Genomic DNA, 24,566 nt, shown 5'->3' on the forward strand with positions numbered 1-24,566 from the left:
ACTAATCATATCAGACGCCTCCTAGGGTGTTGGTTTGTCATAAGATTAGTATTCCTAGGATTTAGGTGTCTGATTTTGTTATTTTATGGAATTATTTTTAAATCACTACATTACTTGTAAAGTGGTGTAGTTATTGTTCCAAATTATCTTATTTTCTGTTTCTTTCCGTCCTTAAAGCAGGCAGCTATGACCTTTTTATGAACATCTATACTACTTTGTCTACAATCTGGCACTATTTCTGAATAGTGTCTTTTGCAATTTTTTGTTGTTATAGGACATAAAATGATCCTGTTCTTATGATATAATAAAATAAATTTTAGCGAAGGGAAAGACAGAAAATGGAGATCGCAAAATTGAGTGCAAAGGATATTCATCGATGGATGGAGAATATGAAAATAGAGGAAGCGGGAAAATTCATACCTTATTTGTTGAAGGACGCAAGAAATTCTGTGAACAAAATTGGAAAAGACTTAGAAAAAAAGTTGGATCGACATCTCAAAGAAAAAGAACGAATAAAAAAACTATGGCATTATGAAAATGAATTGATCCGCAGCGGAGTAAGGCAAATCGCGGGGATTGATGAAGCGGGAAGGGGTCCCCTTGCCGGTCCCGTGGTAGCAGCTGCTGTAATTTTGCCCCAAGATTTATTCATAGAGGGAATTGATGATTCAAAAAAGATTTCGGAACCGAAAAGGGAAGCTTTATTTGATATCATCCAAGAAAAGGCTATAGCCGTGGGCATCGGCATTGTGGAGAATGAAGTCATTGATCAAATCAACATATTGAATGCTACGAAACTGGCCATGAAAAAGGCAGTGGCAGATCTGAAGGTACAGCCGGAATATTTATTAATTGATGCGGTAAAATTGGCCGATATACATATAAAGCAATATGCCCTGGTGAAGGGGGAAAGTAAAAGCATTTCCATTGCGGCAGCCTCTATTATTGCAAAGGTGACCAGGGATCGAATCATTCGAAAATATGACGAAATGTATCCCCAATATGGATTTGCAAAGCATAAGGGATATGGAACGAAGGAGCATTATGAAAGCATTGAAAAATATGGTTTGACGGGTATTCACAGAAAATCTTTCTTAAAAAAGATAGTAGGTGAAGGACAAAATGCGCATGGATTATCTGAATAATCTTTTGAAGAGGGCTCAAACTAGGGGTATGGAAATAAAACAGCCTAGTACAGGCACTTTGGAAATTATGGCTTTGAAAGAAGGTCAGGTCATAAAAGCAAGAATCGCAAGCATGCTCCATGACATCATGATGCTGGAATTGGAAAATGGAAAGCTCATGGAAGCCAAATATACGGATATGGCCAGCGGCAATTTGGTTGAGGGGCAGAAATATCAATTTGTGGTAAAAACGGCAAATGACAAGCAAATTGTCATTCAACCGGTTTTGGAGGATGTACCGGCTTTTTCAGATGAAGCCCAGGACATTGCCAGATTTTTAGAAAAAATGGGCATGACCCCTGATCAGGAAAAGATTGAGCTGGTAAAGCAGTTGATAAAATATGAAATTCCCGTAAATGAGAGAATGCTGTATGAGATGAATAAATTAAAACACATTTTTGAAAAATTAAAGGACTTGTTGGAAAATAATATGGTGAAAATCCATGAGGAGCTGGCTGAAAAGAATATTGAGGAGGTTTTCAAAGGGTTATTGAAAGATGGCTTGCCGATATCTGTCCGTGCTGATGAAAAACACCCTGATCATGAACATCCTATGAAGAATTTTATTGCGGATGAAGAAGGCATTTATTTTTCGAAGGAGCAAGAACAGGATTTAGTTTCTGCAAGGAATGGAAAGGTGGCGGGACAGGAATCTACTATTAGATGCAATCTAAATGAAATGAATTATGAAAAATTAGCTTTTTTATGGAAGCATGGTTTAAAAATGAATATAAAGCATGTGTCCAGTTTTAATGATATTGTATTTCGGAAATTTCCCATAGCCAAACAATTGGAGAGCATCATGGAATTCCTTGCCGGAGATGAAAATACAGCAGAACTGGCTGAAAAATTTGAACAGACAACCCATAGGCTCAAAGATGGACTGCCCCATCATAAGCGGGATTTGCAGGAAATTTTGAAGGAATTGTATGCAAAGGCAGAAATGATAAAATATAAATTGGAATCATTAGATATGCATAAACATGGAGATGTGATAAAACAATTGGAAAATCTAAAAAATGGCATTGATTTTATAGGGAAACTCAATCAATGGCAGACCTTTCTTCAGATACCCATTGCCATAGGAAATGACCAAAAAAACCTAGAAATCTTCATAGGCCGAAACAGTAAAAAAAGCAAAAAAATCAATCCCCACGATGTGAAAATATTTGTTTCTTTGGATACAAAAAATATGGATGTGGTACAAGTCCTGGCAGAAATTCAGGAGAAAACCATTACTTGTAATTTTAGGGTTGCCAATGAGCAAATAAAAAGAATCATCAAAGGATATCAGGAAAAACTGGCAGAGAAACTTAAAAACCACGGTTTTGTCCATATTTATTTTAAGTATGCCGTTTCCCAAGAAAAATTGAACCTCCTCGATGTGGAAGGGATTGACGCAGACAAAAAGCGAAATTTTATTGATTTGAAGGTGTAAAAGTGTATGAAGGAGAAAAAGGAAATTGCCACAGCCTTGAAATATGAGGCAAATAAGGACGGGGCTCCCCAACTTATTGCGAAAGGGCAAGGAGATATTGCCCGAAAAATTAAAGAAATTGCTCGGGAATTGAATATTCCTACCTATCAAGATGAAAAATTGGCAAGGCAACTGTATCATCTGTCTTTGGGGGAGGAAATTCCGCCGGAACTATACCAGGTAGTTGCAGAAATACTGGCATTTATTGTGGAATTGGATATGAAAGAGGATGGACCCGATGACCGGTAGAAGAAGGGAAATAGGTATATTTGGTGAAAAAGCCGCTGTGAAATATCTATCGGGTCATGGTTATGCCATCATCGAAACAAATTACCGTTGCAAGCTGGGAGAAATAGACATTATCGCCAAGGAAAAGGAAACTTATGTATTTATTGAGGTCAAGACCAGATCCAATGGATCCTATGGCAGACCCGCCGAAGCAATAAATTTCAAAAAGCAAAGCCACCTTTACAAAGCGGCCCAAATGTATATTCAATCTAAAAGATTGTTCCATTATGATTTTCGATTCGATGCCATCGAAATTATTGGCTCTGCAGATAGAATAACGGAAATAAACCATATAAAAAATATTTTTTAGGTTTTGTGTATATGAGCAACTGACTTTGCAGGGAAATATTTCTCGTTTTTTTATAACACATAGGAAATTATGTACTTTTTATAATACTTTTTATAAATTGTAGATAAATCATGATTTCCGTCATGTGTTTCAACAAAATCTTCCTTCAAATCTTCCAATGAAAGACTTTGTTATTTTTCAAGTCGGTTGCTTAGGTTATAGATGGAAAGGTGAATCAGATGGGAGAATTATGGAAAGTTTTATATTATTTAACCGGTGGTATATATATACCAAATGAAATAAAAGATTCCTCTGTGAAAATATTGCATATAAGTGATACGCCATCGATGATTTATAACGATCTCATAGGACTTGTAAAGATTGTAAAGCCCCATATACTCATTCATACGGGAGATATCGTGGATGACGTAAAGCTGGAATTGCTGCCCCAGCATGTTCAAAAATATAAAGCCAGGGCCAATTATTTCTTGAAGGCCCTAAGCCATCATGTGCAGGATCGAATGATTATTGCTTTGGGAAACCATGATCATAGAGAAGTATTACATCCTATACCCCATATGGAGGTTTATGAAGAAGGAAAGGTCCTTGAACTTTATGGCATGAAAATCGGACTGGCCCATCGGTGCGAGCGGCTTCCCGAGACATGCGATTTTTATATGTATGGACATTGTAAAACATGTATAGGGGATGAAAGTTATTTAAATGGAATCCATCACATAAACATTATAAAGGTAGAGAATCGAGAAGTAATTAAACTGTTCTATCCTTCAGGAACAGATGATTATCGGCTAAGGAGGAGCAAAATGGGGATATAACGTGACAGCGTGACAGGGGACGGTTCTTTGTCACGGGGCTACCGAGAATAAGGGGGGGCGAAATAACTGTTAGATAATATTTATAAAATTATATAAAACTCTATATACAATTTGCAATTTTTTCATGATATTATTGTATATAGAGGTGATATTAATGAAATATTACAGCATTGGAGAATTTGCAAAACTAATAGCTAAAACACAACAAACATTAAGAAATTAGGATAAAAGTGGATACTTAAAGCCTGCTTATATAGCACCGTCGGGTTTTAGGTATTATTCAGATGAGCAACTTAATCAAATTCTTGGCATAAACAAAAAAATACAAATAAAAAAGTGATAGGATATTGCAGAGTTTTAAGTCAAAAACAAAAAGACGATTTAGAAAGACAGATGCAATATGTTAGAGAGTACATGATCGCCAAAGGTTATCAATTTGAAATAATAACTGATATAGGAAGTGGAATTAATTATAACAAAAATGGTTTAAACAAACTTATCGATATGATAACCAATGGAGAAATTGAAAAAATAGTAGTTTTGTATAAAGATAGACTTGTTCGATTTGGATTTGAGCTTATAGAAAATATATGCAACAAATATGGAACTACTATTGAAATAATAGATACTACAGAAAAAACAGAAGAGCAAGAACTTGTAGAAGATTTGGTGCAAATAATAACAATATTTAGTTGTAAGCTTCAAGGTCAAAGAGCCAATAAAGCCAAGAAGATGATTAAGGAGCTGACTGAAAATGATTAAAACATACAAGGTTATGTTACTACCAAACAATAAACAAAGAACAAAACTATTTGAATGTGCTGGAGTTGCAAGATGGGCATACAACTGGGCATTAGAACAACAACAAACTAACTATAAAAATGGTGGTAAGTTTTTAAGTGATGGTGAACTTAGAAAAAAGTTAACTGAGCTTAAACAAACAGAAGAATATACTTGGCTTAACAACTATTCAAACAATATCACAAAACAAGCCATAAAAGATGCTTCCATAGCTTTTAAGAATTTCTTTGAAGGTCGAGCTAAATTTCCAAAGTTCAAATCTAAGAAAAGAAGTGAAATAGGTTTTTATCAAGATACAGATAAAATAGTTGTAACGGATACTGATGTAAAGTTAGAAAAGCTAACTACATCTAAAAAGAAAAATAAACAAAAACTAAATTGGATTAGGTTAGCTGAAAAAGGTAAGATACCGATAGGCGAAAATATCAAATATTCTAACCCAAGAATAACATTTAATGGACTTCATTGGTGGCTAAGCGTTGGAATAGAAGAAAAGGAAATAAAAAATGACAAATATACAGAAGGAATAGGCATAGATTTAGGCGTAAAAGATCTAGCAATAGTAAGCAATGGACAAAAGTTCACAAACATAAACAAATCATCAAAGGTTAAAAAATTAGAAAAGAGACTTAAAAAATTACAAAGAAAATTATCTAAAAAATATGAATTAAACAAAATGAAAACCGAAGGAGGTGAATGCCGTTACAGAAAAACTAAAAACATTAAAAAATTAGAAATCCTTGTTCTAAAAGAACGAAGAAGGCTTAAAAACATAAGGCATAATTACATCCATCAAATAACTGCATCTTTGGTGAGAACCAAACCAGCGTATGTAGTTATGGAAAGCCTAAATACTAGTGGAATGTTGAAGAATAAGAAATTATCAAAATCAATACAAGAACAGTTATTCCACGAATTAAAAAGACAAATAGAATATAAATGTGCCTGGAATAGAATTAAGTTTATACTTGCAGATAGATTTTATCCTTCAAGTAAAACTTGTAGCAACTGTGGCAGTATAAAGGACAAATTATCTCTATCAGAAAGAGTTTTTACATGTGAAGAATGTGGCTATAGAATAGATAGGGACTTAAATGCAAGTATAAACCTAGAGAATTATGGCAAATCAATAGCATAGCACATAAAGCCACTATTGATATGTACCCATACGTTGGTGGGGAATTTAAGCCTTTGGAGTGTCAGAGAAACACAAGTAGGTTTATCTGAAAGTGGACACGATGAACAAGGAAGGAAACATAGACTTTATAAGGTTTCCTGATCACTTTATAAAGTTTTATAAGTTTTCTGTAACGGGTAATCAATGATATCAATTTTTAGAAATGGACCGAAAATGCTTGTATTCAATAGCTCTCACATGGATGCGCTGACGAAGATAATGATTGAACATTTTCATGGAGTAGTGGCAGACATTGACAGTGCCTTTGAAATTTCCGGGGAGGACGATACGATTGTTTTTTTGACGGATCCAGGGAAGAAAAAAGCAGAACTTTCCGATGTAAAATCAACGATTGTTGTCCCCTTGCCATCGGATGATTTATTTTCAGCCCTTATCAATATAAAGGCAACTCAGTATATTGAAGATTCTCATATATCTCCAGGGCTGCTGATTATGCGGACGGTAGGAGATCATGAAAAGATCATTGAAAGTGTTTGTGAGACCTATCATGGACAAATTCTTTCTTTTAGCGAATGTCTCAATAGGGGAACATCCAACCAGACAATCATTAGCTTTACAAATCAGCCTGTCAATAGAAAATTAAGCCTGAAAGATATCCATCCAAAGCATGTTTTGGTTGACATGGATGTCCATAAACTCTATAGAAAGATGCGAAGCCAAGTTTTGCGATTTTTTAATGAAGGTTTTCAGGATAAGAATTGGTACGATCTTGAGATACGAATTTATGACAGATACAGTCAATATATGAATCACTATGAAAGACTGTCCTTTGTTTTAGATGTGCTGGATGTGGGATTAATATTGGGTGAATCATGGGGAAAAGATCATCCCAGATTTCTCATGTCGGTTATGGTTTATCAGATCAGGCTGTTTACCCTTCTGGATCCTATTGAAATAAAAAGGATTCTTATAGGCTTGGAACACCTGGAGGATGGAACGAGAATCATTGATTTGGATTTAATATACAAAGGAAATAAAATAGAATGGCCCAGGGCAATAGAGAAAAACAATACAGCGAAAAGCAGAAATGAGCTGGGGAAAACCTATCGGGGGGAGATATTGAAAAAGCTGGATAAAGAAGAAAAAGCCCTGCTGCAGGAGATGGAGAAAAAAATATTAAAATCAAGATACTAACTAAGCTTGATTTTTTATAACAAAGTCTTCCGTTGGAAGATTTAAAGGAAGGCTTTGTTGAAACCCATGACGGAAATTATGACTTATCCACAATTTATGAAAGCACAGAATTTCCTATGTGTTATAAAAAAATATACGGTGGAATGGAGCGTATCATATATGAAACCATCAGATATGGAGCAACAAAGGAATTTAAGGTGGAAAGCAATTATCTTTTTGATCATGGCATCACTGCTTTGGAGTTTAGGCGGATTCTTTATCAAATGGATTCAATGGAATCCCGTGGCTATTGCAGGCATGAGGAGTGCTATTTCGGCGGTACTCATATGGATAGTCCTTCGCAAACCTAAGTTTCATTGGTCCAAAGAACAGATTTTATGTGCCCTTGCTTATGCTGCAACTGTCATTTTATTTGTGATCGCGAATAAAATGACAACGGCAGCCAATGCCATTCTTTTGCAGTATACGGCGCCCATTTATGTGGCCCTCTTTGGTTTTGTGGTATTAAAGGAGAAAACAACAACGTTGGATTGGGTGACCATCATCTTTGTTGTTGGAGGAATGTTGTTATTCTTCATAGATGATTTTGATACAAAAAGTTTTTGGGGCAATGTATGGGCCATTGTCAGCGGCATGTCTTTTGCTACAATGGTGTTATTGCTGCGAAAGCAAAAAGACGGTTCACCTTTGGAGTCCGTATTGTTGGGCAATATACTTACGGCCATGATCGGGATTCCATTTATGCTTCAATCGGCACCGTCCTCTTCCAGTTGGATCGGATTGATTCTATTGGGAACTATACAACTGGGCTTGCCTTACATTCTATATTCCATTGCCATCAAGTCGGTTTCCGCCTTAGAGGCAGTACTGATTCCTGTAATTGAACCGATTGTAAATCCCATTTGGGTTTTTATTATGCTTGGGGAGGTTCCAGGCAAGTGGGCGATGATAGGAGGAATTGTTGTTCTGGGTGCTGTTACCTTCCGTTGTATAATGGGTGCCACGAGGAATCCTACAGGGGATAAGCTTCAAAATGCTTCTTAGATTTTAAAATGCCATAAAACTTTTTCCTTGAATAGAATTGCATGCCATCACAAACACTAATCCGGGGGGTGATGGTATGCTGGAAGAAGACCGCGCAAAAGGAGAGAAGATTGTAATAGAGAAAAAATTTGCCGATCCGGGAGCAGTAGAGGACATACAGGAGTTAAAGGTGAAATTTCAAGAGCCGAAGTCTGGTCCTATATTGGGCAACGGAAATCAAGTCAACACTGCCGGAGCTACAAGCAGCAAACCGGATATAAGAGAGTAAAATCTCTCTTTTTTATAAATAGGAAATGAATCCAATGGACAACTCAATGATTGCCAAGTCACAGTGGTGGTAATCGGCTGTCCATTTTTTCTTTTGATATTCTCCGGCTTTGCCTATGGAAATCACCTATGGGTTTACAATTTTTTTGACGAGATTCAGAAAATTTTGGAAAAAAGGAGGAGAATTAAGAAAAGAATTGAACTATAAAGAGGAATAGAGATTGCATGGGGTATAGGGGTGGATGCTTGGTGTTATCCAAAATATATAGTTGTGTGTTGAATGGATTGGATGGGAATCTCATAGAGGTGGAAGTAGATATTTCCAACGGATTGCCTGCCCTAACCATTGTAGGACTGCCAGATACGGCGGTGAAAGAATCAAAGGAAAGGATACGGGCAGCTATTAAGAATTCAGGGTTTGAATTTCCCATGAAGAGAATAACGATTAATTTGGCTCCTGCAAATACAAAAAAAGAGGGAACCCATTTGGATTTGCCCATGGCGTTGGGAATTATGGATGCCGCAGGGCAGATCGAAAATGAAAAAATCAGGGACTTTGCCTTTATCGGGGAATTATCTTTAAACGGAAAATTGAACAGGATCGCCGGGGTCCTGCCGTTGGTAATCGCGCTAAAGAACAGTGGATTCAGAAAAATCATATTGCCTGAAGCCAACGCAGAAGAAGGGGCTATCGTGCAGGATGCAGAAATATATCCTTTTTCTAATTTAAATGATATTATTCGATATTTGAAAGGAGAACTGACATTAAGTCCCCTGCAGGGAGGGAAGTCTATCCACAATGATAAAAACAACAGGGATTTGGAAGATTTTGATGATGTGGTAGGACAGGAAAGCATCAAAAGAGCATTTCAGATTGCAGCAGCGGGAGGACATAATTTGCTGATGATCGGTCCGCCCGGCTCGGGGAAAACGATGCTTGCCAGAAGATTTCCTTCCATTCTTCCTGATATGACCTATGAAGAAGCCCTAGAGGTAACAAAAATTTACAGTGTTGCCGGGCTATTGACGGATCAATCCTCCCTGATTACAAAAAGGCCCTTTCGATCACCCCATCATACCATTTCCAGTATTGCCCTGGTAGGAGGGGGACGGGTACCTAAGCCTGGAGAAGTATCCTTGGCCCACTATGGTGTTTTATTTTTGGATGAATTGCCGGAATTTCAGAGAAATGTACTGGAGGTTCTGCGCCAACCCCTTGAGGATGAGGTCGTTACCATATCCAGGATCAACGGAACCCTAACCTATCCTTCGAAATTCATTCTGGTAGCCAGCATGAATCCTTGTCCCTGCGGTTATTATGGTGATGCGGTACATCCTTGCAGCTGCACATTTCCTCAAATCAAAAAATATTTGTCCAAAATATCGGGACCTTTGTTGGATAGAATTGATATCCATGTGGAGGTTTTTCCGGTAAAATATACAGAGTTACAGGGAGAGCACAGGACAAAGGATACGGAGCAATTAAAAATAGCTGTAGAACATGCCAGGAAAATTCAGATAGAGCGATACAAAAATGAGGGCATCTTCTTTAATTCTCAGCTAAAACCAAAGCTGTTGAAAAAATATTGCAAACTGGGGAGCAGTGAAAAAGCCCTGTTGGAAGAGGCCTTCCATAAGTTGGGCTTGAGCGCAAGGGCTTATAATCGCATTATTAAGCTGAGCAGAACTATAGCCGATTTGAGCGGCAGCGATCAGATCCTGGTTTCCCATATTGCGGAAGCCATTCAGTACAGGAATTTAGATAAAAAGTTTTGGAATATGCAATAAAAGGATGAAAAAAATGAATGAGAAGAATTATTTGGTTTGGTTAGGCCACATAGAGGGTATAGGTTCAAAAACAATTGAAAAACTGTTAGAATATTTTGGAAGTGCCCGACAAGTCTACGATGCATCCCCAAACGATTTATTCAAAGTCCCTGGCATAAATAAAAACGTTGTTCATAACATAATACAGAGCAGAGATGGCAAAAAATTGGATAGGCTGGCTGAACAAGTGAGCAAATTGGGCATAGATGTTTTGGTGAAGGATGATATGGAATATCCAAGCAATCTAAGAAATATCCATGATCCTCCTTATATGCTATATAAGATAGGCAATATACTGAAGCAGGATGAACATGCTGTAGCCATTGTAGGGGCTAGAAAAGCATCCGCCTATGGAAAATGGGCAGCCTATAAATTTGCAGGAGAATTGGCAAGGCGGGGTATTACCGTTGTAAGCGGCATGGCCTATGGCATTGATACGGCAGCCCATCAAGGAGCTCTAGAAAACGGAGGAAGAACCATCGCTGTGATGGGATGCGGCTTGGATATATGCTATCCAAAGACAAATTATTCTCTGATGTTGAATATTCAAAAAAAGGGAGCCCTTTTGTCGGAGTATTCTATCGGGACACCTCCATTGTCTAATCATTTTCCTGCTAGGAATCGAATCATCAGCGGCATTGCGAAGGCGGTTTTGGTTGTAGAAGCAAATTTGAAAAGTGGATCTCTTATTACTGCGGAATGTGCATTGGAACAGGGAAGGGACGTATTGGCGATACCGGGAAATATCAACAGCAGTCTTAGTGTTGGTACCAATCAACTGATTCGGGAAGGGGCCAAAATGGTTACCTGTGTCGAGGATATTTTAGAAGAGCTGGGGATGGAAGAACAATTGTTCAATGGTGGAGCACCCATTGCCATGAGCTCCCAAGAGCATGATATTTATGCAATGATTCAGGAGCATCAGCCCATTCATATAGAAGTCTTGGCTTTGAAGGCAAAACAAAGTATCCATCATATAAACAGCATGATTACCATTCTGCAATTAAAGGGATTAGTTGAATTATTGCCGGGAAAAATATTAATAGTCAAATAAGATTTAATTTCATATTTTGAAATGTCCATGGGTTTTTGATATAATAACAATTGTTTTCAATATATGGAGGTGGGAAAGTGGCAAAATCCTTAGTTATTGTAGAGTCCCCTGCGAAAGCCAAAACCATAGGAAAATTTTTAGGTAAGAACTATAAGATTTCAGCCTCCGTTGGTCATGTAAGAGATCTACCTAAAAGTAAAATGGGCATAGATATTCATAACAATTACGAACCGAATTACATAACAATTCGGGGCAAGGGGTCCCTAATACAGGAGTTAAAAAAGGAAGCAAAAAAAGCCAAAAAGGTCCTATTAGCGACGGACCCTGATAGAGAAGGAGAAGCCATTTCGTGGCATTTAGCCCATATCTTATCGATTGACGAGAAAGAAAAATGCAGGATCGAATTCAATGAAATTACGGAAACGGCTATCAAAAATGCTATACAGAGCCCTAGGGCAATCAACAAAAATTTAGTTGATGCCCAGCAGGCCAGAAGAATATTGGATCGTCTGGTAGGCTACAGCATCAGTCCATTGCTGTGGAGAAAAGTGAGAAAAGGGTTAAGTGCCGGAAGGGTCCAATCGGTTGCAACCAAATTAATATGTGACCGGGAGAAGGAAATAGAAGAATTTGTTCCACAGGAGTATTGGAGCATCAGTGCATATCTGAAAAAAGAAAAATCCCATGAGATGTTGGAAGCAAAGTTTTATGGCTTTGGGCAAGAAAAAGTAGAATTGAATACAAAAGAAGATGTAGATAAGATTTTGGAGAAACTGGACAAAAACGCTTATGTTGTTTCTGATGTAAAAAGGAAAGAAAAAAAGAGAAATCCTTATCCCCCTTTTACTACCAGTAGTCTGCAGCAGGAAGCAGCCAACCGATTGGGATTTTCCACGAAAAAAACTATGATGGTTGCCCAGCAGCTTTATGAGGGCATAGAATTAAAGGAAGAAGGTTCTGTGGGTTTAGTTACTTATATTAGAACCGATTCCACAAGAATATCCGACGAGGCAAAGGCCAAGGCAAGGCAATATATTGTTGATCATTTTTCGGAGGATTATCTGCCGGAGGAAGAAAAACAGTATAAGACAAAAAAGGAAGGGCAAGATGCCCATGAAGCCATTCGCCCTACTGCCATTGAAAGGACGCCTGAAAAAATAAAGGACTCCCTTACAAAAGATCAGTACCAGCTGTACAAACTGATTTGGGAACGATTTTTAGCCAGCCAAATGAAAAGTGGGGTTTATGACACATATTCCGTTGATATCAATAACAATGGCTATATCTTTAAAGCATCCGGGTCTAAGTTAATCTTTGATGGTTTTCTGAAGGTGTATACCCATGCCACTGTATCCGATACGGAAATTCCGGAAGTATCTTTAAATGAGAAATTGATTGAGGAAAAATTAGAGCCAAAGCAGCATTTTACACAACCTCCGCCAAGATTTACCGAGGCGACTTTGGTAAAGGAATTAGAAGAAAAGGGAATAGGAAGGCCCAGTACCTATGCACCGACCATTGCAACAATTTTGAGCAGAGGATATGTGGAAAGAGAGAAGAAAGCATTAAAGCCCACAGAATTGGGACTCATTGTTACGGAGTTATTGGAACAGTATTTTAGCGATATTGTCGATGAGGACTTTACTGCAGAATTAGAAGAGAAACTGGATAAGATTGAAGAAGGAAGCCTCCATTGGATCAAGGTGATAGACGAATTTTATCAACCCTTTCAATCTGTTTTAAAACATGCAGAGGAAGAAATAGAGAAAATAGAGTTAGCAGAAGAAGTAACGGATGAGATTTGTGAAGAATGCGGCAAACAGATGGTGATAAAATATGGGAAATTCGGCAAGTTTTTAGCATGTTCCGGTTATCCGGAATGTCAGCACACCAGGCCCTTGGTTCAAAAGATAGGTGTATCCTGTCCAAGGTGCGAAGGAGAGCTTGTGGAAAGGAGATCGAAAAAAGGACGATTATTTTATGGATGTATCAATTTTCCAAAGTGCAATTTTGTGACATGGAGCAGACCGATGAATGAAAAATGTCCTCTTTGTCAATCCTTGCTGATAGAAAAAAACTCAAAAAAAGGCGTCACGATTCAGTGTTCCAATAAGGAATGCAAGTACAAGCGTATGGCAGAAGAACATTAATTTTTTCAATTTATTATGAAAATTGTATTTTTTTCATCTTGCAAAAAATGACAAGATATGCTAACATGTCTTTTAGTTTCCCGAAATATATCTTAAAGGGTGAAACTATGTCCCGCGGTAGGGCCATTGTGGCTGTGAAATGAATCAATATGAATATTCAGGATATTTTGGGAGAAATCATTTTACCCAAAATAAAAAAGAAAAGTGGCAGTAAAGGAAGCCAGAAAAAAATTACTGTAGGCCCATTTCATATTTCCAAGGTTAAGGAATAAAAATCCATTTTACTGAAGAAGCTATAGATGAGATTGCAAGTGGCCCTTACCTTATTCATAAGGAGACAGAAAATACTGGTGTATGAGGATTGTATACAGTATTGGAAAAATTACTAGAGGAGCTGTCTTTTGAGATTGCGGACCTAGATGATGAAGAAGTGACGATGGATGACCATGATGTAAAATTAAAGTTGAAAGACAGCATTACTGCCCGCAATGTAAATAAATGTATACTTTAGTAAAATGTAAAATGAATGAACGAAGGAGGAATAAAATGGCGAGTACATTATTAGAAAAAACCAGAAGGCTTAATAGAATTCTTCAACAATCAGGCAACGAACCGGTGTCTTTTGCGGAAATATGTAAAACCTTAAGTGAAATTTTAGATTCGAATGTATATGTGGCAAGCAAAAAAGGAAAGGTATTGGGCGTAAGTTTGGCAGATGCCTCTGATTGTCCTATTATCGTAGATCCAGATACCGGTGAGAACAAATTCCCCGATGAATATAACGAGGAACTGCTGAAAATTACCGAAACAAAATATAACATCACGGGAGAACAGCTGCTGGAAATATTTAAGTATGATATTGAAAGCTATAATAAATTGGTAACTATTGTTCCGATTAACGGAAGCGGTCAAAGATTAGGTACTTTAATATTGGCCCGACATGAAAACAATTTTCATGATGAGGACCTGGTTTTGGCGGAGTATAGCGCAACAGTTGTAGGAATGGAAATTCTTCGGGCAAAGAGTGAGCAGATTGAAGAAGAGGCAAGAAAAAAAGCAGTTGTGCAAATGGCGATCGGCACCCTCTCTTATTCTGAATTGGAGGCCGTGGAACATATTTTCGAGGAACTGGAAGGCACGGAAGGGCTATTGGTGGCCAGCAAAATTGCCGATAGGGTAGGCATTACTAGATCTGTTATTGTAAATGCCCTAAGAAAGTTTGAAAGCGCAGGGGTGATTGAATCCAGATCTTTGGGGATGAAGGGTACTCATATTAAAATACTAAACGATAAGCTCATTGAAGAACTAAAAAGATTAAAACGATAAATATGATTTTGTTGTGAGGCAGCCCATGTGGTTGCCTTGTTTTTTTTGCCAGAAAAGTGAGATTGTAGCGGCACAAAAGTATATCATAAATATATTATGTAAATCATCAAGGTCTTTGGTACTAAATGCCAAAAATAAACATATTTTCATACAAATTTCAGCATATTTATAGTACAATAATTGTGGGAAAAAGAAGGAAAACAAAAAAATTTGTTGAATTATTCTACGAGGACACAAAAAATGTCGAACTTCCGTATTATATAGGTTTAGCGTAGGAGGCGTGGATAACGATGCTGGATCGATCCTTTGGAAATATAAAAATATTGGAAAAATCATTAAATGCTGCATGGCTTAGAAATGAAGCAATATCTAATAATATTGCCAATGTAAATACTCCCGGTTATAAAAGAGAGAAGGTGGAATTCGAATCCATTTTAAAAGATAGTCTGATGCATTTAGGGATAGAAGGAAAATTAACCCATGAAAAGCATATTCCTTTAGGAAATTTAGGTATTGACCACATTGGTCCTGTCATCCAGAAGGACTTTACCAGCAAGTATCGGAGAGATGGAAACAACGTGAATATCGATGTGGAGATGGCAAATTTAGCAAAAAATACGATTCGATATAACATGATGGCCCAGAGAATTTCCGGAAAATTCAATAAGCTGAAGCAAATTATGAAAGATGGGAGGTAAATCAGGTGAGCATGTTTAAATCGATTGATATCAGTGCATCGGGCTTAACTGCGGAAAGGTTGAGGATGGATATTATTTCAAAAAACATTGCCAATGCCAATACCACCAGGACAAGCAGTGGAACCCCTTACCGCAGACAGGTGCCGATTTTTAGAGAAGCCTCCTCCAATTTGACTTTCCAACAGCATTTAGATGCTGCCAAAAAGGGCATCTTGAGAGGAAACGGCGTAGAAGTTATTGCTGTGAAAGAGGACAAATCCCCTTTTAAAAAGGTGTATGAGCCAGGCCATCCCGATGCGGATAAAGATGGATATGTACAGATGCCCAATGTGGACATTGTAGCGGAAATGATCAATATGATCTCCTCCACGAGGGCTTATGAAGCAAACGTAACATGCATCAACTCTACGAAAAGTATGGCGATGAAGGCCTTAGAGATTGGACGTTAAATCATTAGGGAGGATTATCAATGAAGGTCAATCAAGTTTTTTCTTCAACCTATAAAGATTTTCAAGTTAGAGAAAATAAATCGCCCATAGATTTTGGGACATTTTTGAAAGATGCAATAAGTAAGGTGAATGCATTAGAAATCCAGTCTCAAAAAGCGGATGCGCTATTGGCCATCGACGAGATAGAAAATATTCACGAAGTTATGATTGCTGCCCAAAAGGCGGAAGTAGCCCTGCAGTTTACAATGGAAATCAAAAATAAGATCATGGAAGCCTATAGAGAAATTATGAGGCTTCAAGTGTAACGTGGAATTTGGATGAAGAGTGAAATGAGGTGGCTTAATGGGGGACACAATACAGCAGATGAAGCAGCAACTCAATGAATTCTACCAGTCCTTAAATACATCCCAGAAAATAAAAATCGGTGTCAGCGGACTTTTGGTAATTACAGCGATTGCACTCATGGTATTTTTCACATCAAGACCTGAATATGTTCCTTTGTATAGTAATTTAACAGTATCAGATGCAGGAGAAATGGCAAAAAAATTAGATGAGCTGGGCATCCCTTGGAAAAGCCAAGATGCACAAGAGGAAGGAAAGACAACTTTGCTGGTACCTCAGGAATACCAAAACAAGGCAAAGATGAATTTGGCCATCGAAGGACTTCCTAAGCAAGGTTTTTCCTACGAAGAAATGATGAATAGCAGTAGTTTGTCCATGACAAACGATGAAAGAAAGAAAAGATTTTTAATTGCCCAACAAAATGCTTTAGCTAGAACTATTGAAGAAATTGATGGTGTGAAAAGCGCCGTAGTCAACTTAAGTGTGGCAGAGGATACAAATTTTCTGGTAGATCCTCAAAAATCGAAGGCTTCCGTTTTTGTTACCTTAGAGGAAAGTAAAAATCTGACGGAAGAGCAAACAAACGGAATTGTGATGCTCGTTGCAAATGCTGTAAAAGGATTGGATCCGGAAAATATTTCTATTGTTGACAACAAGGGACGCTTGCTGAATAAAAAAAATAATACAAACAATTTTGATGCTACAACCCAAATCGGATTGCAGCAGCAGGTCCAAAATGACTTGAAGGCAAGTTTAGAGCAGTTTTTATCTACGGTATATGGCGTTGGCAATGTGGCTGTCATGGTCAATGTAAAAATGGATTTTGATAGCGAGGTAACGGATATTCAAGAATTTTCGCCGCCCATTGAGGGAGAAACCACCGGTTTGATTAGGAGTATGAGCGAATTGAAAGAACAGGTAATCAATGGGGTTTCAGGGGGAGCACCGGGAACTGATACCAATTCAGAAGATATTACCCAGTACGTAGAGGGCAGCAACGAGGCTTCAAAATATGACAAAGCCAATAAGACCATTAATTATGAAATGAATGAACTAAAAAGGAAAATCGTAAAGGCCCAAGGGCAAATTAAGGATATAACGGTTGCAGTGCTCATCAATAAAAAGGCCTTGGTGGACCAGGAATTAAGTGAAGAGCATAAACAGGAAATCATCAATCTTGTTTCAGCTTCTGCTGGCTTAGATACCAAGGTTGTAGAGGTAATGGCCAAGGATTTTGACAATACCTTAAGCGAGCAATTTGCAAATGCCAATGCCATGAGGCAGAATCAAGGGATCTTCGGAAGTATTCCCCTATGGTCTGTGGGCATCCTTGGAGCTTTATTGCTAGGCGGAGCAGGTTATGGAGTTTATCGCATGAGAAAGAGAAAGGATGAAGTTGATGAATTGCTGCAAAAACAGCCGGTAACTGTTGAACAGACCATCAATGAAATTGATATAGAAGGAAAGGAAAGATCAGGATATAAGAAAGAAATTGAAAAATTTGTAGACAAGAAGCCAGAGGCTGTGGCCCAATTGTTAAAAACATGGCTAAATGAAGATTAGGAGTGTAATTTATGGTTCGTAAAGCAGAAATTAGGGGAAAAGAAAAAGCAGCAATCTTGTTGATAGCTTTGGGACCTGATAAATCAGCCAAAATATTTAAACATCTCCAAGAAGAAGAAATTGAAGAACTTACCTTAGAAATAGCCAACATGCGTAAAATTTCGCAGGAAGAAAAAGACAAAGTCTTGGAGGAATTTTATCAAATATGTTTGGCCCAAGAATATATTTCCGAAGGCGGCATTCATTATGCAAAGGAAATATTGGAAAAGGCTCTTGGTTCCCAGAAAGCTTTTGATATCGTCAACAAATTGACAGCTTCACTGCAGGTAAGGCCTTTCGATTTTGTGAGAAAGGCAGATGCTGGACAGTTGCTGAATTTTATCCAAAATGAACATGCCCAAACGATCGCATTGATTCTGGCATATTTAAATCCACAGCAGGCAGGTCAAATTTTGTCTGCCCTGCCCCAGGCGAAACAGGCTGAGGTAGCTCAACGGATTGCCACAATGGACAGGACATCTCCGGAAATTATTAAGGAAATTGAAGCCGTGCTGGAAAGAAAATTATCAGCAATGGTTACCCAGGACTATACGACGGCAGGAGGTATTCAATCCATTGTGGATATTTTAAATGCTGTAGATAGAGGGACTGAGAAGTTTATTATGGAAACCTTGGAAATTCAAGATGTGGAATTGGCAGAAGAAATTAAGAAGCGCATGTTTGTATTTGAAGATATCATTACCCTGGATAATACGTCCATACAACGGTTTATTCGAGAGGTTGAAAACAATGAATTGGCAATTGCATTGAAGGGTGCTACAGAAGAAGTAAAAGAAGTTATATTTAATAATATGTCGAAGCGAATGGCGGAAATGATCAAGGAAGACATGGACTTTATGGGGCCGGTGCGTCTAAGGGATGTGGAAGAAGCACAGCAGAAGATTGTAAATATCATTAGAAAACTGGAAGAAGCTGGTGAAATTATTATTTCCCGCGGAGGAGGAGATGAAATCATTGTCTAGGATTTTCAAATCATCCTACGTAAATATCGGAGAAACAAAGGAAATTAGGATTCCCAAAGAAATTACATACAACCAGCAAGCTATGGAGGCGCTTCCCAAGGAGGATAGAGATGTGTCTTGGGAAGATGTATATAGGGAAAAGTTAAGAGAAATTGAGGAAATAGCAAGCCAAAAATTAGAGGAAGTCAAAAGACAGGGAGAAGCAATTCTGAGGGACGCCTATGAAGATGCCAAACAAATTTATGAACAGGCAAAGAGGGAAGGTTATGGAGAGGGAAAAGCCATCGGCTACGAGGAAGGAAAAAGGGAAGCCGATGCCTTAATTCAGGAAGCCCTGGAAATTAAGATGGAAATATTCAAAAAAAAGGAAGTTTTAGCAAGAGAATTTGAAAAGGAGATCCATGCCCTCATTGTTCAAATTGTAGAAAAAATTTTAAATATAAAATTGGAAGACTGTGATGAAATTATCCTAGGCCTCGTAAAATTGGGATTGGAAAAATGCACCTATACAGATGCTTTGGTGATCAGGGTAAGTCCTGAGGATTACGGGTATCTAATAAGCATCAAGGATAAAATACTTTGCCTTGCTGAAAATATCAGCGATATGGAGATTAAGCAGGATGCGTCCCTCAGAAAAGGGAGCTGTGTGATCGATACAGTTTCGGGAAGCATCGATTCGAGCATAGAAACCCAACTGCAGCATATGAAGGAAGTGCTCAGAGAATTGCTGGAGAGCGAGTGATGGTTGATGGCATTAGATTTCAGCAAATATAGAAGGGCAATAGAAAATGCAAATCTAATTCGATATAGCGGCAGGGTTTCCCAGGTCATTGGATTGACCATTGAATCCAACGGACCGGCCGTAAAGTTAGGTGAGTTGTGCTATATATATCCCTTGAAGGGTTCTCAACGGATTAAAGCAGAGGTCGTAGGCTTTAAAGACAGGAAGGTATTGCTGATGCCTTTGGGAGAGATGGACGGGGTAGGCCCGGGAAGCAAGGTAGTTGCTTCAGGAGAGGCTTTAAGCGTCAATGTGGGCGATGAGCTGCTGGGCAGGATTCTGGATGGTCTGGGAAATCCAATGGATGGGAAAGCAAACATTATATTGAATAAAAAATATCCTGTAAGCAACCAGCCGCCCGACCCATTGAAAAGAAAAAAAATACAAGAGGTACTGTCCCTGGGGGTAAAAGCGATTGATGGGCTGCTGACATGCGGTATAGGGCAAAGGGTTGGTATTTTTGCAGGAAGTGGTGTAGGAAAAAGCACCCTTTTGGGAATGATCGCTAGAAATACAAAGGCAGATGTCAATGTCATTGCCTTGATTGGGGAAAGGGGCAGGGAGGTTCGGGAATTTATCGAAAATGATTTACAGGAAGAAGGCTTGAAACGATCTGTCCTTGTGGTAGCTACTTCTGACCAGCCGGCTCTGGTAAGGATGAAGGGGGCTTTGCTGGCAACCTCTATTGCAGAATATTTTAGGGATAGAGGAAAAAACGTTATGCTGTTAATGGATTCTTTAACCCGATTTTCCATGGCTCAGAGGGAAGTCGGATTAGCCGTTGGCGAACCTCCAGTAACAAAGGGATATACGCCTTCGGTATTTGCTGCATTGCCAAAGCTTTTGGAGAGATCTGGAAATTCGGATAAAGGATCCATCACGGGATTATATACGGTTTTAGTAGACGGGGATGATCTCAATGAACCCATCACAGATACAGTAAGGGGAATATTAGATGGACATATTGTATTGTCGAGAAAACTAGCCAATAAAAATCACTATCCGGCCATAGATATTTTGGCCAGTGTAAGCAGGGTAATGCCCAATATTATCGACGACCAGCATAGGCTTGCGGCGGACAAGTTCAAAAATTTGCTGGCCGTCTATAAAGAAGCCGAGGATCTGATCAATATCGGCGCCTATGTCAAAGGCAGCAATAAAGAAATTGACCAGGCAGTTGCAATGATCGATCGATTCAATCATTATTTGCGGCAGGGAACTCATGAAAAGATTCAGTATGAAGATGCAAGACAAATGCTCATAGAACTCATGGAATAGGGGTGTAACCAATGAACAAATTCCATTTTAAATATCAAAGTCTTTTGGGGGTCAAGGAGAAACATGAAGAACGGATCCAGGGGAAACTAAGTACTGCTCTGAAGCGGTTGGAGGATGAAAAACAAAGGCTGATGGAATATGAGAAAACAAAAGAAGTGTATCAATACATGATTCATGCCAAAATTCAGGAGGGAACTGCTCTCACAGCGATAAGGGTTTGTGATATGTATATAAGAAGCCTGGATAAGAAAATATTCCACCAAATGCAAACCGTTGAAAAGTGCAATCGTGATGTAAATCAATTAAGAGCCGATTTGCTAAAGGCATCCCAAGAAAGAAAGACTTTTGAGAAACTAAAGGAAAAGGAATTGGACATCTTCAGCTATAAAGAAAAAAGAGAAGAGGAAAAATTTGTGGATCAATTGGTTACATTTAAGAATTATAAGAGTAATTAGGGGGCAAAAATGGCAAAATCTAAGTCAATTGAAAGCGAAAAACAACAATTAAGCATAGGAAAAATTATATCCATTGTCGTACTTGTGTTTACCTTTGTTCCCGTCAGCGTATTAAGCATTGTATATTTGACCAACGAAAATTTTCAATATATTGCCAATCGGCATCTTAGCAATGGTCCGGGACTTATAGGAAAATATTTTCAAAGCTTTCCTACGAGAGAGGAAAGGGAAGAACAAAAGCGGAAAGTGGCCAATTATTTGCTTGATTTGGACTTACCTCGGGCTGTTGATAAATTAATTTTGATCAAAAAAGAAGATGAAGCATTATATTCAGCCTTAGTAAAGATCATGGCCGAAAAAAATGCAAAAAAGACAGGCAATATATTAGAACTGATCCGGGACAGCTCCATAAAGAAAGATATTTTAGTATCTACTTTAGAGCAGATCGATAATGAAAAAAAGACAAGCTTATCAGATAAGGCCAAATATTACGAAACGCTGTCGTTGCCCAATTTAATAGAAGAGATCCATGGTGCATTAAATAGTGGCATCATTTCCTTTCATGATATGGGAAAAATTGTAGAACAAATGAATGAAAAAACTGCAGTAAAAGTTTTAAGCAGTTTCGATGAAGAGATTTCAACGAAGCTGACGTCCTATTTCGAATCTGGGGTAAAGAGACAAAGGCTTAAAGAAATTGTCAATCAAATGAAGGATAAAGAAAAAAGTTTGATCCATATGGCCCAAATATATAATACGGAGAAGCCCGATAAATTAATTGAGGATTTAGGCAGCGAAAAGAAATTCAAAATGGAAGAGTTGTCTGTCATTTATAGAAATATGAGTATACTGCAGGGGGCAAAGGTCCTTTCCAAAATTGAAGACAAAGATTTTATCATCCGTCTTTTCAACAGGATAAAAGAGGATGAAGTCATCAGGGAGGGCAAAGATTTCATTACCCCTGATTTGAGCAAGGCCATGAAAATTTATAGTGAGTATGATCGAAAGGTGCAAGAGTTGGTGGGTATCTATAAAAAAATGGAGCCACAACAGGTTGCCGATATGGTGACAAAGCTTTTTCAAAACAGCAAAGCATCTAAACAATACACCTTAGAAAATGGAGAAAATTTAGTGATTGGGGATCGGGATATCGCCATCGATGTGATGAAAAATTTGCCGCAAAAATTAGCAGCGGAAATATTGGCAAGTTTAGATGCTGATTTGGCATCAGAAATATCAAAAACATTGGCATTGCCCAATGGATAAAAATTCAATGGAGAAAGGGAAAGGAGGTGAGAAAATGAGTCATTCAAATATTTATGCTTTTTCTGCCATGATGCAAAATCTGCAGCCTGTCAAAAGGACCATCCATGGCACAAAAACTACTGCCGGTGAGTTTGACAAACTGTTTGAGGATAAGCTTCAAAATGCAAAGCCATCAAAAATGAACAGATTTTATGAAGAAACTGCGGGACATGACCCTGAGAGGGATAAAATTTCTTTCAATCAAGGGAAGAAAACAGAAAAAAACTTGGATGCAAAACAAGAATCAGAAGATGAAAGATATGAGAAAAATCAAGAGCTCATGGCTGCGGGGGAATTCCTTCTTTTTCTTGAAACCATGGAAAGTTTTATAGAACAAATCCACAAGCTTTCCCATGAAGACGGCACTGGCATTGAGGGTTTGCCCGCCAATATCCTTGAGAATATGAAGCTTCAGTTGGAGCAGTTGTTGTCAACAATGAAGCCCTTGGCATCGACGGCAGCATGGTTGCCAAATAGCATCATAGATTTTCGTGCTTTACAGGAAACACTTTTGTATGCTTTGGAGGGCATGAGGAATCCAGCGGTGCAGCATAGCCGACCTGAGGATTTGCAGCAGGCCTTGCTGAAACTCCAGGAAACTTTAGGGAAATATATGGAAAATCTAGATGTTAAGCTGCATCAAGACAATGGAAAGATACCCGTTGCCAATGAAGATCATCAATCCATTGAAAATGTTGCCGGTGAGGAAAAAGAGGATTACGAGGAAAAGAGCCAAGATATTCCTAACCTTCAAAACCAAGGGGATGAAAGGGCCAAGGGAAGAAATGGGAAGGATAGGATTGATTCCGATACTCTCCATGGCCTTGCAAAAAAGGAAAGCCATTATCAAAACTTCCGAAACAATCTGGCAGAGATCAGTACGCAGCAGCCCATACCTCACAATGACGTGCATCCGTCAGAACCATTGAAAGCGATATTGCCTGGAACGCAGCAAATCAAGTTTGAAAACATCCTAGAGCAATTCCTAGGGAAAGCCCAGGTGCATGTGGGTGAGGAAGGGTCCGAGATGTCTCTGCATTTGAAGCCCGATCACCTCGGCAAATTGTCCATGAAAATATCTATTGAAAGAGGTATTGTCATGGCTAAGTTTGTAGCAGAAAGCCATAGGGTCAAAGAAATTTTAGAGTCTAACTTTCAGGCATTGAAAAATGCACTAAATGAAAAGGGACTGGGCGTTCAGGAACTGAGTGTATCTGTGGGAGATGACCCTAATTTTCGTTACCAGCAAAATTCTATGTCCTTTAGAAAAAAGATGGGAAATAGAAAAATTTCTTTCCATGAAACAGGATATGGAAATTTGCCTGAGGAAACTGTTTCACAGAAGTCCGCGCCATGGAATGATTCTAAAATTGATTTTTTTGCCTAGGAGGTATGGAACATGTCCGATGGAATCTATAAAATCGGCCAAAATGAAATCTATCCGGAAAGGAACAAGACGCCAAATCAACAATTAGACAAGGAGGCTTTTTTAAAGCTATTGGTTTCCCAACTGAAGCATCAGGATCCCCTAAATCCGGTGGAGGACAAGGAGTTTATTGCCCAGATGGCTCAGTTTAGCACTTTGGAGCAGATGCAAAACCTAAACAAAATCATGGGTGAAACACAGGATTTAATGGTGGATTTAAACAATGCGGTAGTCAATCAAATTAAATCATCCAATGATAAGCTCCTGGAAAGCAATAAAGAAATTATCAAGGAATTGGCAAATTTGAGCAAGGCTATCAAAGAATACGGTTTGAAAATAGAATAAAGGATATGATTCTGGAGGCTTAGAAAG

Annotated in this window: 25 protein-coding genes and 1 pseudogene; all 26 read left to right on the top strand. The window is 38.4% G+C overall.

What is annotated here, in order from left to right; all coding sequences use genetic code 11:
* Nucleotides 1–338: 338 nt before the first annotated feature.
* The 26 genes and pseudogenes from AN619_RS07345 (at nucleotide 339) to AN619_RS15595 (ending at nucleotide 24,539) form a co-directional block, all read left to right on the top strand.
* The gene (locus AN619_RS07345; protein WP_068556082.1) at nucleotides 339–1,145 is read left to right on the top strand and encodes a ribonuclease HII; all 807 of its coding nucleotides are present in this window, start codon (nucleotides 339–341) and stop codon (nucleotides 1,143–1,145) included.
* Nucleotides 1,123–2,622: a hypothetical protein gene (locus AN619_RS07350; RefSeq protein ID WP_068556083.1), complete on the top strand. Its 1,500-nt coding sequence runs from the start codon at nucleotides 1,123–1,125 to the stop codon at nucleotides 2,620–2,622. The genes AN619_RS07345 and AN619_RS07350 overlap by 23 nt, the downstream gene beginning before the upstream one ends.
* Nucleotides 2,623–2,628: 6 nt before the next feature.
* Entirely contained in the window at nucleotides 2,629–2,910 is a 282-nt protein-coding gene (locus AN619_RS07355) for an EscU/YscU/HrcU family type III secretion system export apparatus switch protein (RefSeq protein WP_068556084.1), read from the top strand.
* Nucleotides 2,900–3,259 carry a YraN family protein gene (locus AN619_RS07360; protein WP_068556085.1) on the top strand — a complete coding sequence of 120 codons (360 nt, stop codon included), beginning with the start codon at nucleotides 2,900–2,902 and terminating at the stop codon, nucleotides 3,257–3,259. The genes AN619_RS07355 and AN619_RS07360 overlap by 11 nt, the downstream gene beginning before the upstream one ends.
* 218 nt (nucleotides 3,260–3,477) lie before the next feature.
* Complete coding sequence (locus AN619_RS07365; RefSeq protein WP_068556086.1) at nucleotides 3,478–4,074, top strand: metallophosphoesterase family protein; 597 nt, start codon at nucleotides 3,478–3,480, stop codon at nucleotides 4,072–4,074.
* A 154-nt stretch (nucleotides 4,075–4,228) separates the two neighbouring features.
* Nucleotides 4,229–4,836 (top strand): annotated as a pseudogene (locus tag AN619_RS15590) (IS607 family transposase).
* Nucleotides 4,829–6,013, top strand: a complete 1,185-nt coding sequence (locus tag AN619_RS07375) for an RNA-guided endonuclease InsQ/TnpB family protein (protein ID WP_068556088.1) — start codon at nucleotides 4,829–4,831, stop codon at nucleotides 6,011–6,013. The pseudogene AN619_RS15590 and the gene AN619_RS07375 overlap by 8 nt, the downstream one beginning before the upstream one ends.
* Nucleotides 6,014–6,271: 258 nt before the next feature.
* Nucleotides 6,272–7,207, top strand: a complete 936-nt coding sequence (locus AN619_RS07380; RefSeq protein WP_068556089.1) for a hypothetical protein — start codon at nucleotides 6,272–6,274, stop codon at nucleotides 7,205–7,207.
* Between the two features lie 159 nt (nucleotides 7,208–7,366).
* On the top strand, nucleotides 7,367–8,251 hold the full coding sequence (locus tag AN619_RS07385; protein ID WP_157064948.1) for a DMT family transporter: 885 nt from the start codon (nucleotides 7,367–7,369) through the stop codon (nucleotides 8,249–8,251).
* A gap of 76 nt (nucleotides 8,252–8,327) precedes the next feature.
* Nucleotides 8,328–8,519: a hypothetical protein gene (locus AN619_RS07390; RefSeq protein ID WP_068556090.1), complete on the top strand. Its 192-nt coding sequence runs from the start codon at nucleotides 8,328–8,330 to the stop codon at nucleotides 8,517–8,519.
* 248 nt (nucleotides 8,520–8,767) lie between these two features.
* The gene (locus tag AN619_RS07395) at nucleotides 8,768–10,306 is read left to right on the top strand and encodes a YifB family Mg chelatase-like AAA ATPase (protein WP_068556091.1); all 1,539 of its coding nucleotides are present in this window, start codon (nucleotides 8,768–8,770) and stop codon (nucleotides 10,304–10,306) included.
* Nucleotides 10,307–10,319: 13 nt separating this feature from the next.
* On the top strand, nucleotides 10,320–11,399 hold the full coding sequence (gene dprA / locus AN619_RS07400; protein ID WP_068556092.1) for a DNA-processing protein DprA: 1,080 nt from the start codon (nucleotides 10,320–10,322) through the stop codon (nucleotides 11,397–11,399).
* 77 nt (nucleotides 11,400–11,476) lie between these two features.
* Entirely contained in the window at nucleotides 11,477–13,549 is a 2,073-nt protein-coding gene (gene topA / locus AN619_RS07405; protein WP_068556093.1) for a type I DNA topoisomerase, read from the top strand.
* A 361-nt stretch (nucleotides 13,550–13,910) separates the two neighbouring features.
* On the top strand, nucleotides 13,911–14,060 hold the full coding sequence (locus AN619_RS15905; RefSeq protein ID WP_157064949.1) for a hypothetical protein: 150 nt from the start codon (nucleotides 13,911–13,913) through the stop codon (nucleotides 14,058–14,060).
* Between the two features lie 35 nt (nucleotides 14,061–14,095).
* Nucleotides 14,096–14,875, top strand: coding sequence for a GTP-sensing pleiotropic transcriptional regulator CodY (gene codY, locus AN619_RS07410; protein WP_068556094.1), 780 nt, complete (start codon nucleotides 14,096–14,098; stop codon nucleotides 14,873–14,875).
* Nucleotides 14,876–15,165: 290 nt separating this feature from the next.
* Nucleotides 15,166–15,573, top strand: coding sequence for a flagellar basal body rod protein FlgB (gene flgB, locus AN619_RS07415; protein ID WP_068556095.1), 408 nt, complete (start codon nucleotides 15,166–15,168; stop codon nucleotides 15,571–15,573).
* A gap of 5 nt (nucleotides 15,574–15,578) precedes the next feature.
* A complete protein-coding gene (flgC, locus tag AN619_RS07420; protein ID WP_157064950.1) occupies nucleotides 15,579–16,022 on the top strand; it encodes a flagellar basal body rod protein FlgC in 444 nt (147 codons plus the stop codon).
* Between the two features lie 20 nt (nucleotides 16,023–16,042).
* The gene (fliE, locus tag AN619_RS07425) at nucleotides 16,043–16,327 is read left to right on the top strand and encodes a flagellar hook-basal body complex protein FliE (protein ID WP_068556096.1); all 285 of its coding nucleotides are present in this window, start codon (nucleotides 16,043–16,045) and stop codon (nucleotides 16,325–16,327) included.
* Nucleotides 16,328–16,364: 37 nt separating this feature from the next.
* A complete protein-coding gene (gene fliF / locus AN619_RS07430) occupies nucleotides 16,365–17,927 on the top strand; it encodes a flagellar basal-body MS-ring/collar protein FliF (protein WP_068556097.1) in 1,563 nt (520 codons plus the stop codon).
* An 11-nt stretch (nucleotides 17,928–17,938) separates the two neighbouring features.
* On the top strand, nucleotides 17,939–18,949 hold the full coding sequence (gene fliG / locus AN619_RS07435; RefSeq protein ID WP_068556098.1) for a flagellar motor switch protein FliG: 1,011 nt from the start codon (nucleotides 17,939–17,941) through the stop codon (nucleotides 18,947–18,949).
* On the top strand, nucleotides 18,942–19,691 hold the full coding sequence (locus AN619_RS07440) for a FliH/SctL family protein (protein WP_068556099.1): 750 nt from the start codon (nucleotides 18,942–18,944) through the stop codon (nucleotides 19,689–19,691). The genes fliG and AN619_RS07440 overlap by 8 nt, the downstream gene beginning before the upstream one ends.
* Before the next feature lie 6 nt (nucleotides 19,692–19,697).
* A complete protein-coding gene (gene fliI / locus AN619_RS07445; RefSeq protein ID WP_068556167.1) occupies nucleotides 19,698–21,008 on the top strand; it encodes a flagellar protein export ATPase FliI in 1,311 nt (436 codons plus the stop codon).
* Nucleotides 21,009–21,019: 11 nt separating this feature from the next.
* Nucleotides 21,020–21,463 carry a flagellar export protein FliJ gene (fliJ, locus tag AN619_RS07450; RefSeq protein ID WP_068556100.1) on the top strand — a complete coding sequence of 148 codons (444 nt, stop codon included), beginning with the start codon at nucleotides 21,020–21,022 and terminating at the stop codon, nucleotides 21,461–21,463.
* Between the two features lie 9 nt (nucleotides 21,464–21,472).
* On the top strand, nucleotides 21,473–22,729 hold the full coding sequence (locus AN619_RS07455) for a MotE family protein (protein ID WP_068556101.1): 1,257 nt from the start codon (nucleotides 21,473–21,475) through the stop codon (nucleotides 22,727–22,729).
* 34 nt (nucleotides 22,730–22,763) lie between these two features.
* Entirely contained in the window at nucleotides 22,764–24,155 is a 1,392-nt protein-coding gene (locus AN619_RS07460; RefSeq protein WP_068556102.1) for a flagellar hook-length control protein FliK, read from the top strand.
* A gap of 12 nt (nucleotides 24,156–24,167) precedes the next feature.
* Nucleotides 24,168–24,539, top strand: a complete 372-nt coding sequence (locus tag AN619_RS15595; RefSeq protein WP_083525032.1) for a flagellar hook assembly protein FlgD — start codon at nucleotides 24,168–24,170, stop codon at nucleotides 24,537–24,539.
* Nucleotides 24,540–24,566 lie beyond the last annotated feature (27 nt).

The sequence above is a fragment of the Thermotalea metallivorans genome (genome assembly GCF_001562415.1).
Classification (GTDB): domain Bacteria; phylum Bacillota; class Clostridia; order Peptostreptococcales; family Thermotaleaceae; genus Thermotalea; species Thermotalea metallivorans.

Coding starts and splice junctions, on each gene's coding strand:
- AN619_RS07390 (WP_068556090.1), top strand. CDS start 8,328: ATGCTGGAAGAAGACCGCGCAAAAGGAGAGAAGATTGTAATAGAGAAA.
- fliF (WP_068556097.1), top strand. CDS start 16,365: ATGGGGGACACAATACAGCAGATGAAGCAGCAACTCAATGAATTCTAC.
- fliE (WP_068556096.1), top strand. CDS start 16,043: ATGAAGGTCAATCAAGTTTTTTCTTCAACCTATAAAGATTTTCAAGTT.
- flgB (WP_068556095.1), top strand. CDS start 15,166: ATGCTGGATCGATCCTTTGGAAATATAAAAATATTGGAAAAATCATTA.
- AN619_RS07345 (WP_068556082.1), top strand. CDS start 339: ATGGAGATCGCAAAATTGAGTGCAAAGGATATTCATCGATGGATGGAG.
- AN619_RS07380 (WP_068556089.1), top strand. CDS start 6,272: ATGATTGAACATTTTCATGGAGTAGTGGCAGACATTGACAGTGCCTTT.
- AN619_RS07455 (WP_068556101.1), top strand. CDS start 21,473: ATGGCAAAATCTAAGTCAATTGAAAGCGAAAAACAACAATTAAGCATA.
- AN619_RS07365 (WP_068556086.1), top strand. CDS start 3,478: ATGGGAGAATTATGGAAAGTTTTATATTATTTAACCGGTGGTATATAT.
- codY (WP_068556094.1), top strand. CDS start 14,096: ATGGCGAGTACATTATTAGAAAAAACCAGAAGGCTTAATAGAATTCTT.
- AN619_RS15595 (WP_083525032.1), top strand. CDS start 24,168: ATGTCCGATGGAATCTATAAAATCGGCCAAAATGAAATCTATCCGGAA.
- fliG (WP_068556098.1), top strand. CDS start 17,939: ATGGTTCGTAAAGCAGAAATTAGGGGAAAAGAAAAAGCAGCAATCTTG.
- AN619_RS07350 (WP_068556083.1), top strand. CDS start 1,123: ATGCGCATGGATTATCTGAATAATCTTTTGAAGAGGGCTCAAACTAGG.
- fliI (WP_068556167.1), top strand. CDS start 19,698: ATGGCATTAGATTTCAGCAAATATAGAAGGGCAATAGAAAATGCAAAT.
- AN619_RS07385 (WP_157064948.1), top strand. CDS start 7,367: ATGAAACCATCAGATATGGAGCAACAAAGGAATTTAAGGTGGAAAGCA.
- dprA (WP_068556092.1), top strand. CDS start 10,320: ATGAATGAGAAGAATTATTTGGTTTGGTTAGGCCACATAGAGGGTATA.
- AN619_RS07360 (WP_068556085.1), top strand. CDS start 2,900: ATGACCGGTAGAAGAAGGGAAATAGGTATATTTGGTGAAAAAGCCGCT.
- AN619_RS07355 (WP_068556084.1), top strand. CDS start 2,629: ATGAAGGAGAAAAAGGAAATTGCCACAGCCTTGAAATATGAGGCAAAT.
- AN619_RS07375 (WP_068556088.1), top strand. CDS start 4,829: ATGATTAAAACATACAAGGTTATGTTACTACCAAACAATAAACAAAGA.
- AN619_RS07460 (WP_068556102.1), top strand. CDS start 22,764: ATGAGTCATTCAAATATTTATGCTTTTTCTGCCATGATGCAAAATCTG.
- fliJ (WP_068556100.1), top strand. CDS start 21,020: ATGAACAAATTCCATTTTAAATATCAAAGTCTTTTGGGGGTCAAGGAG.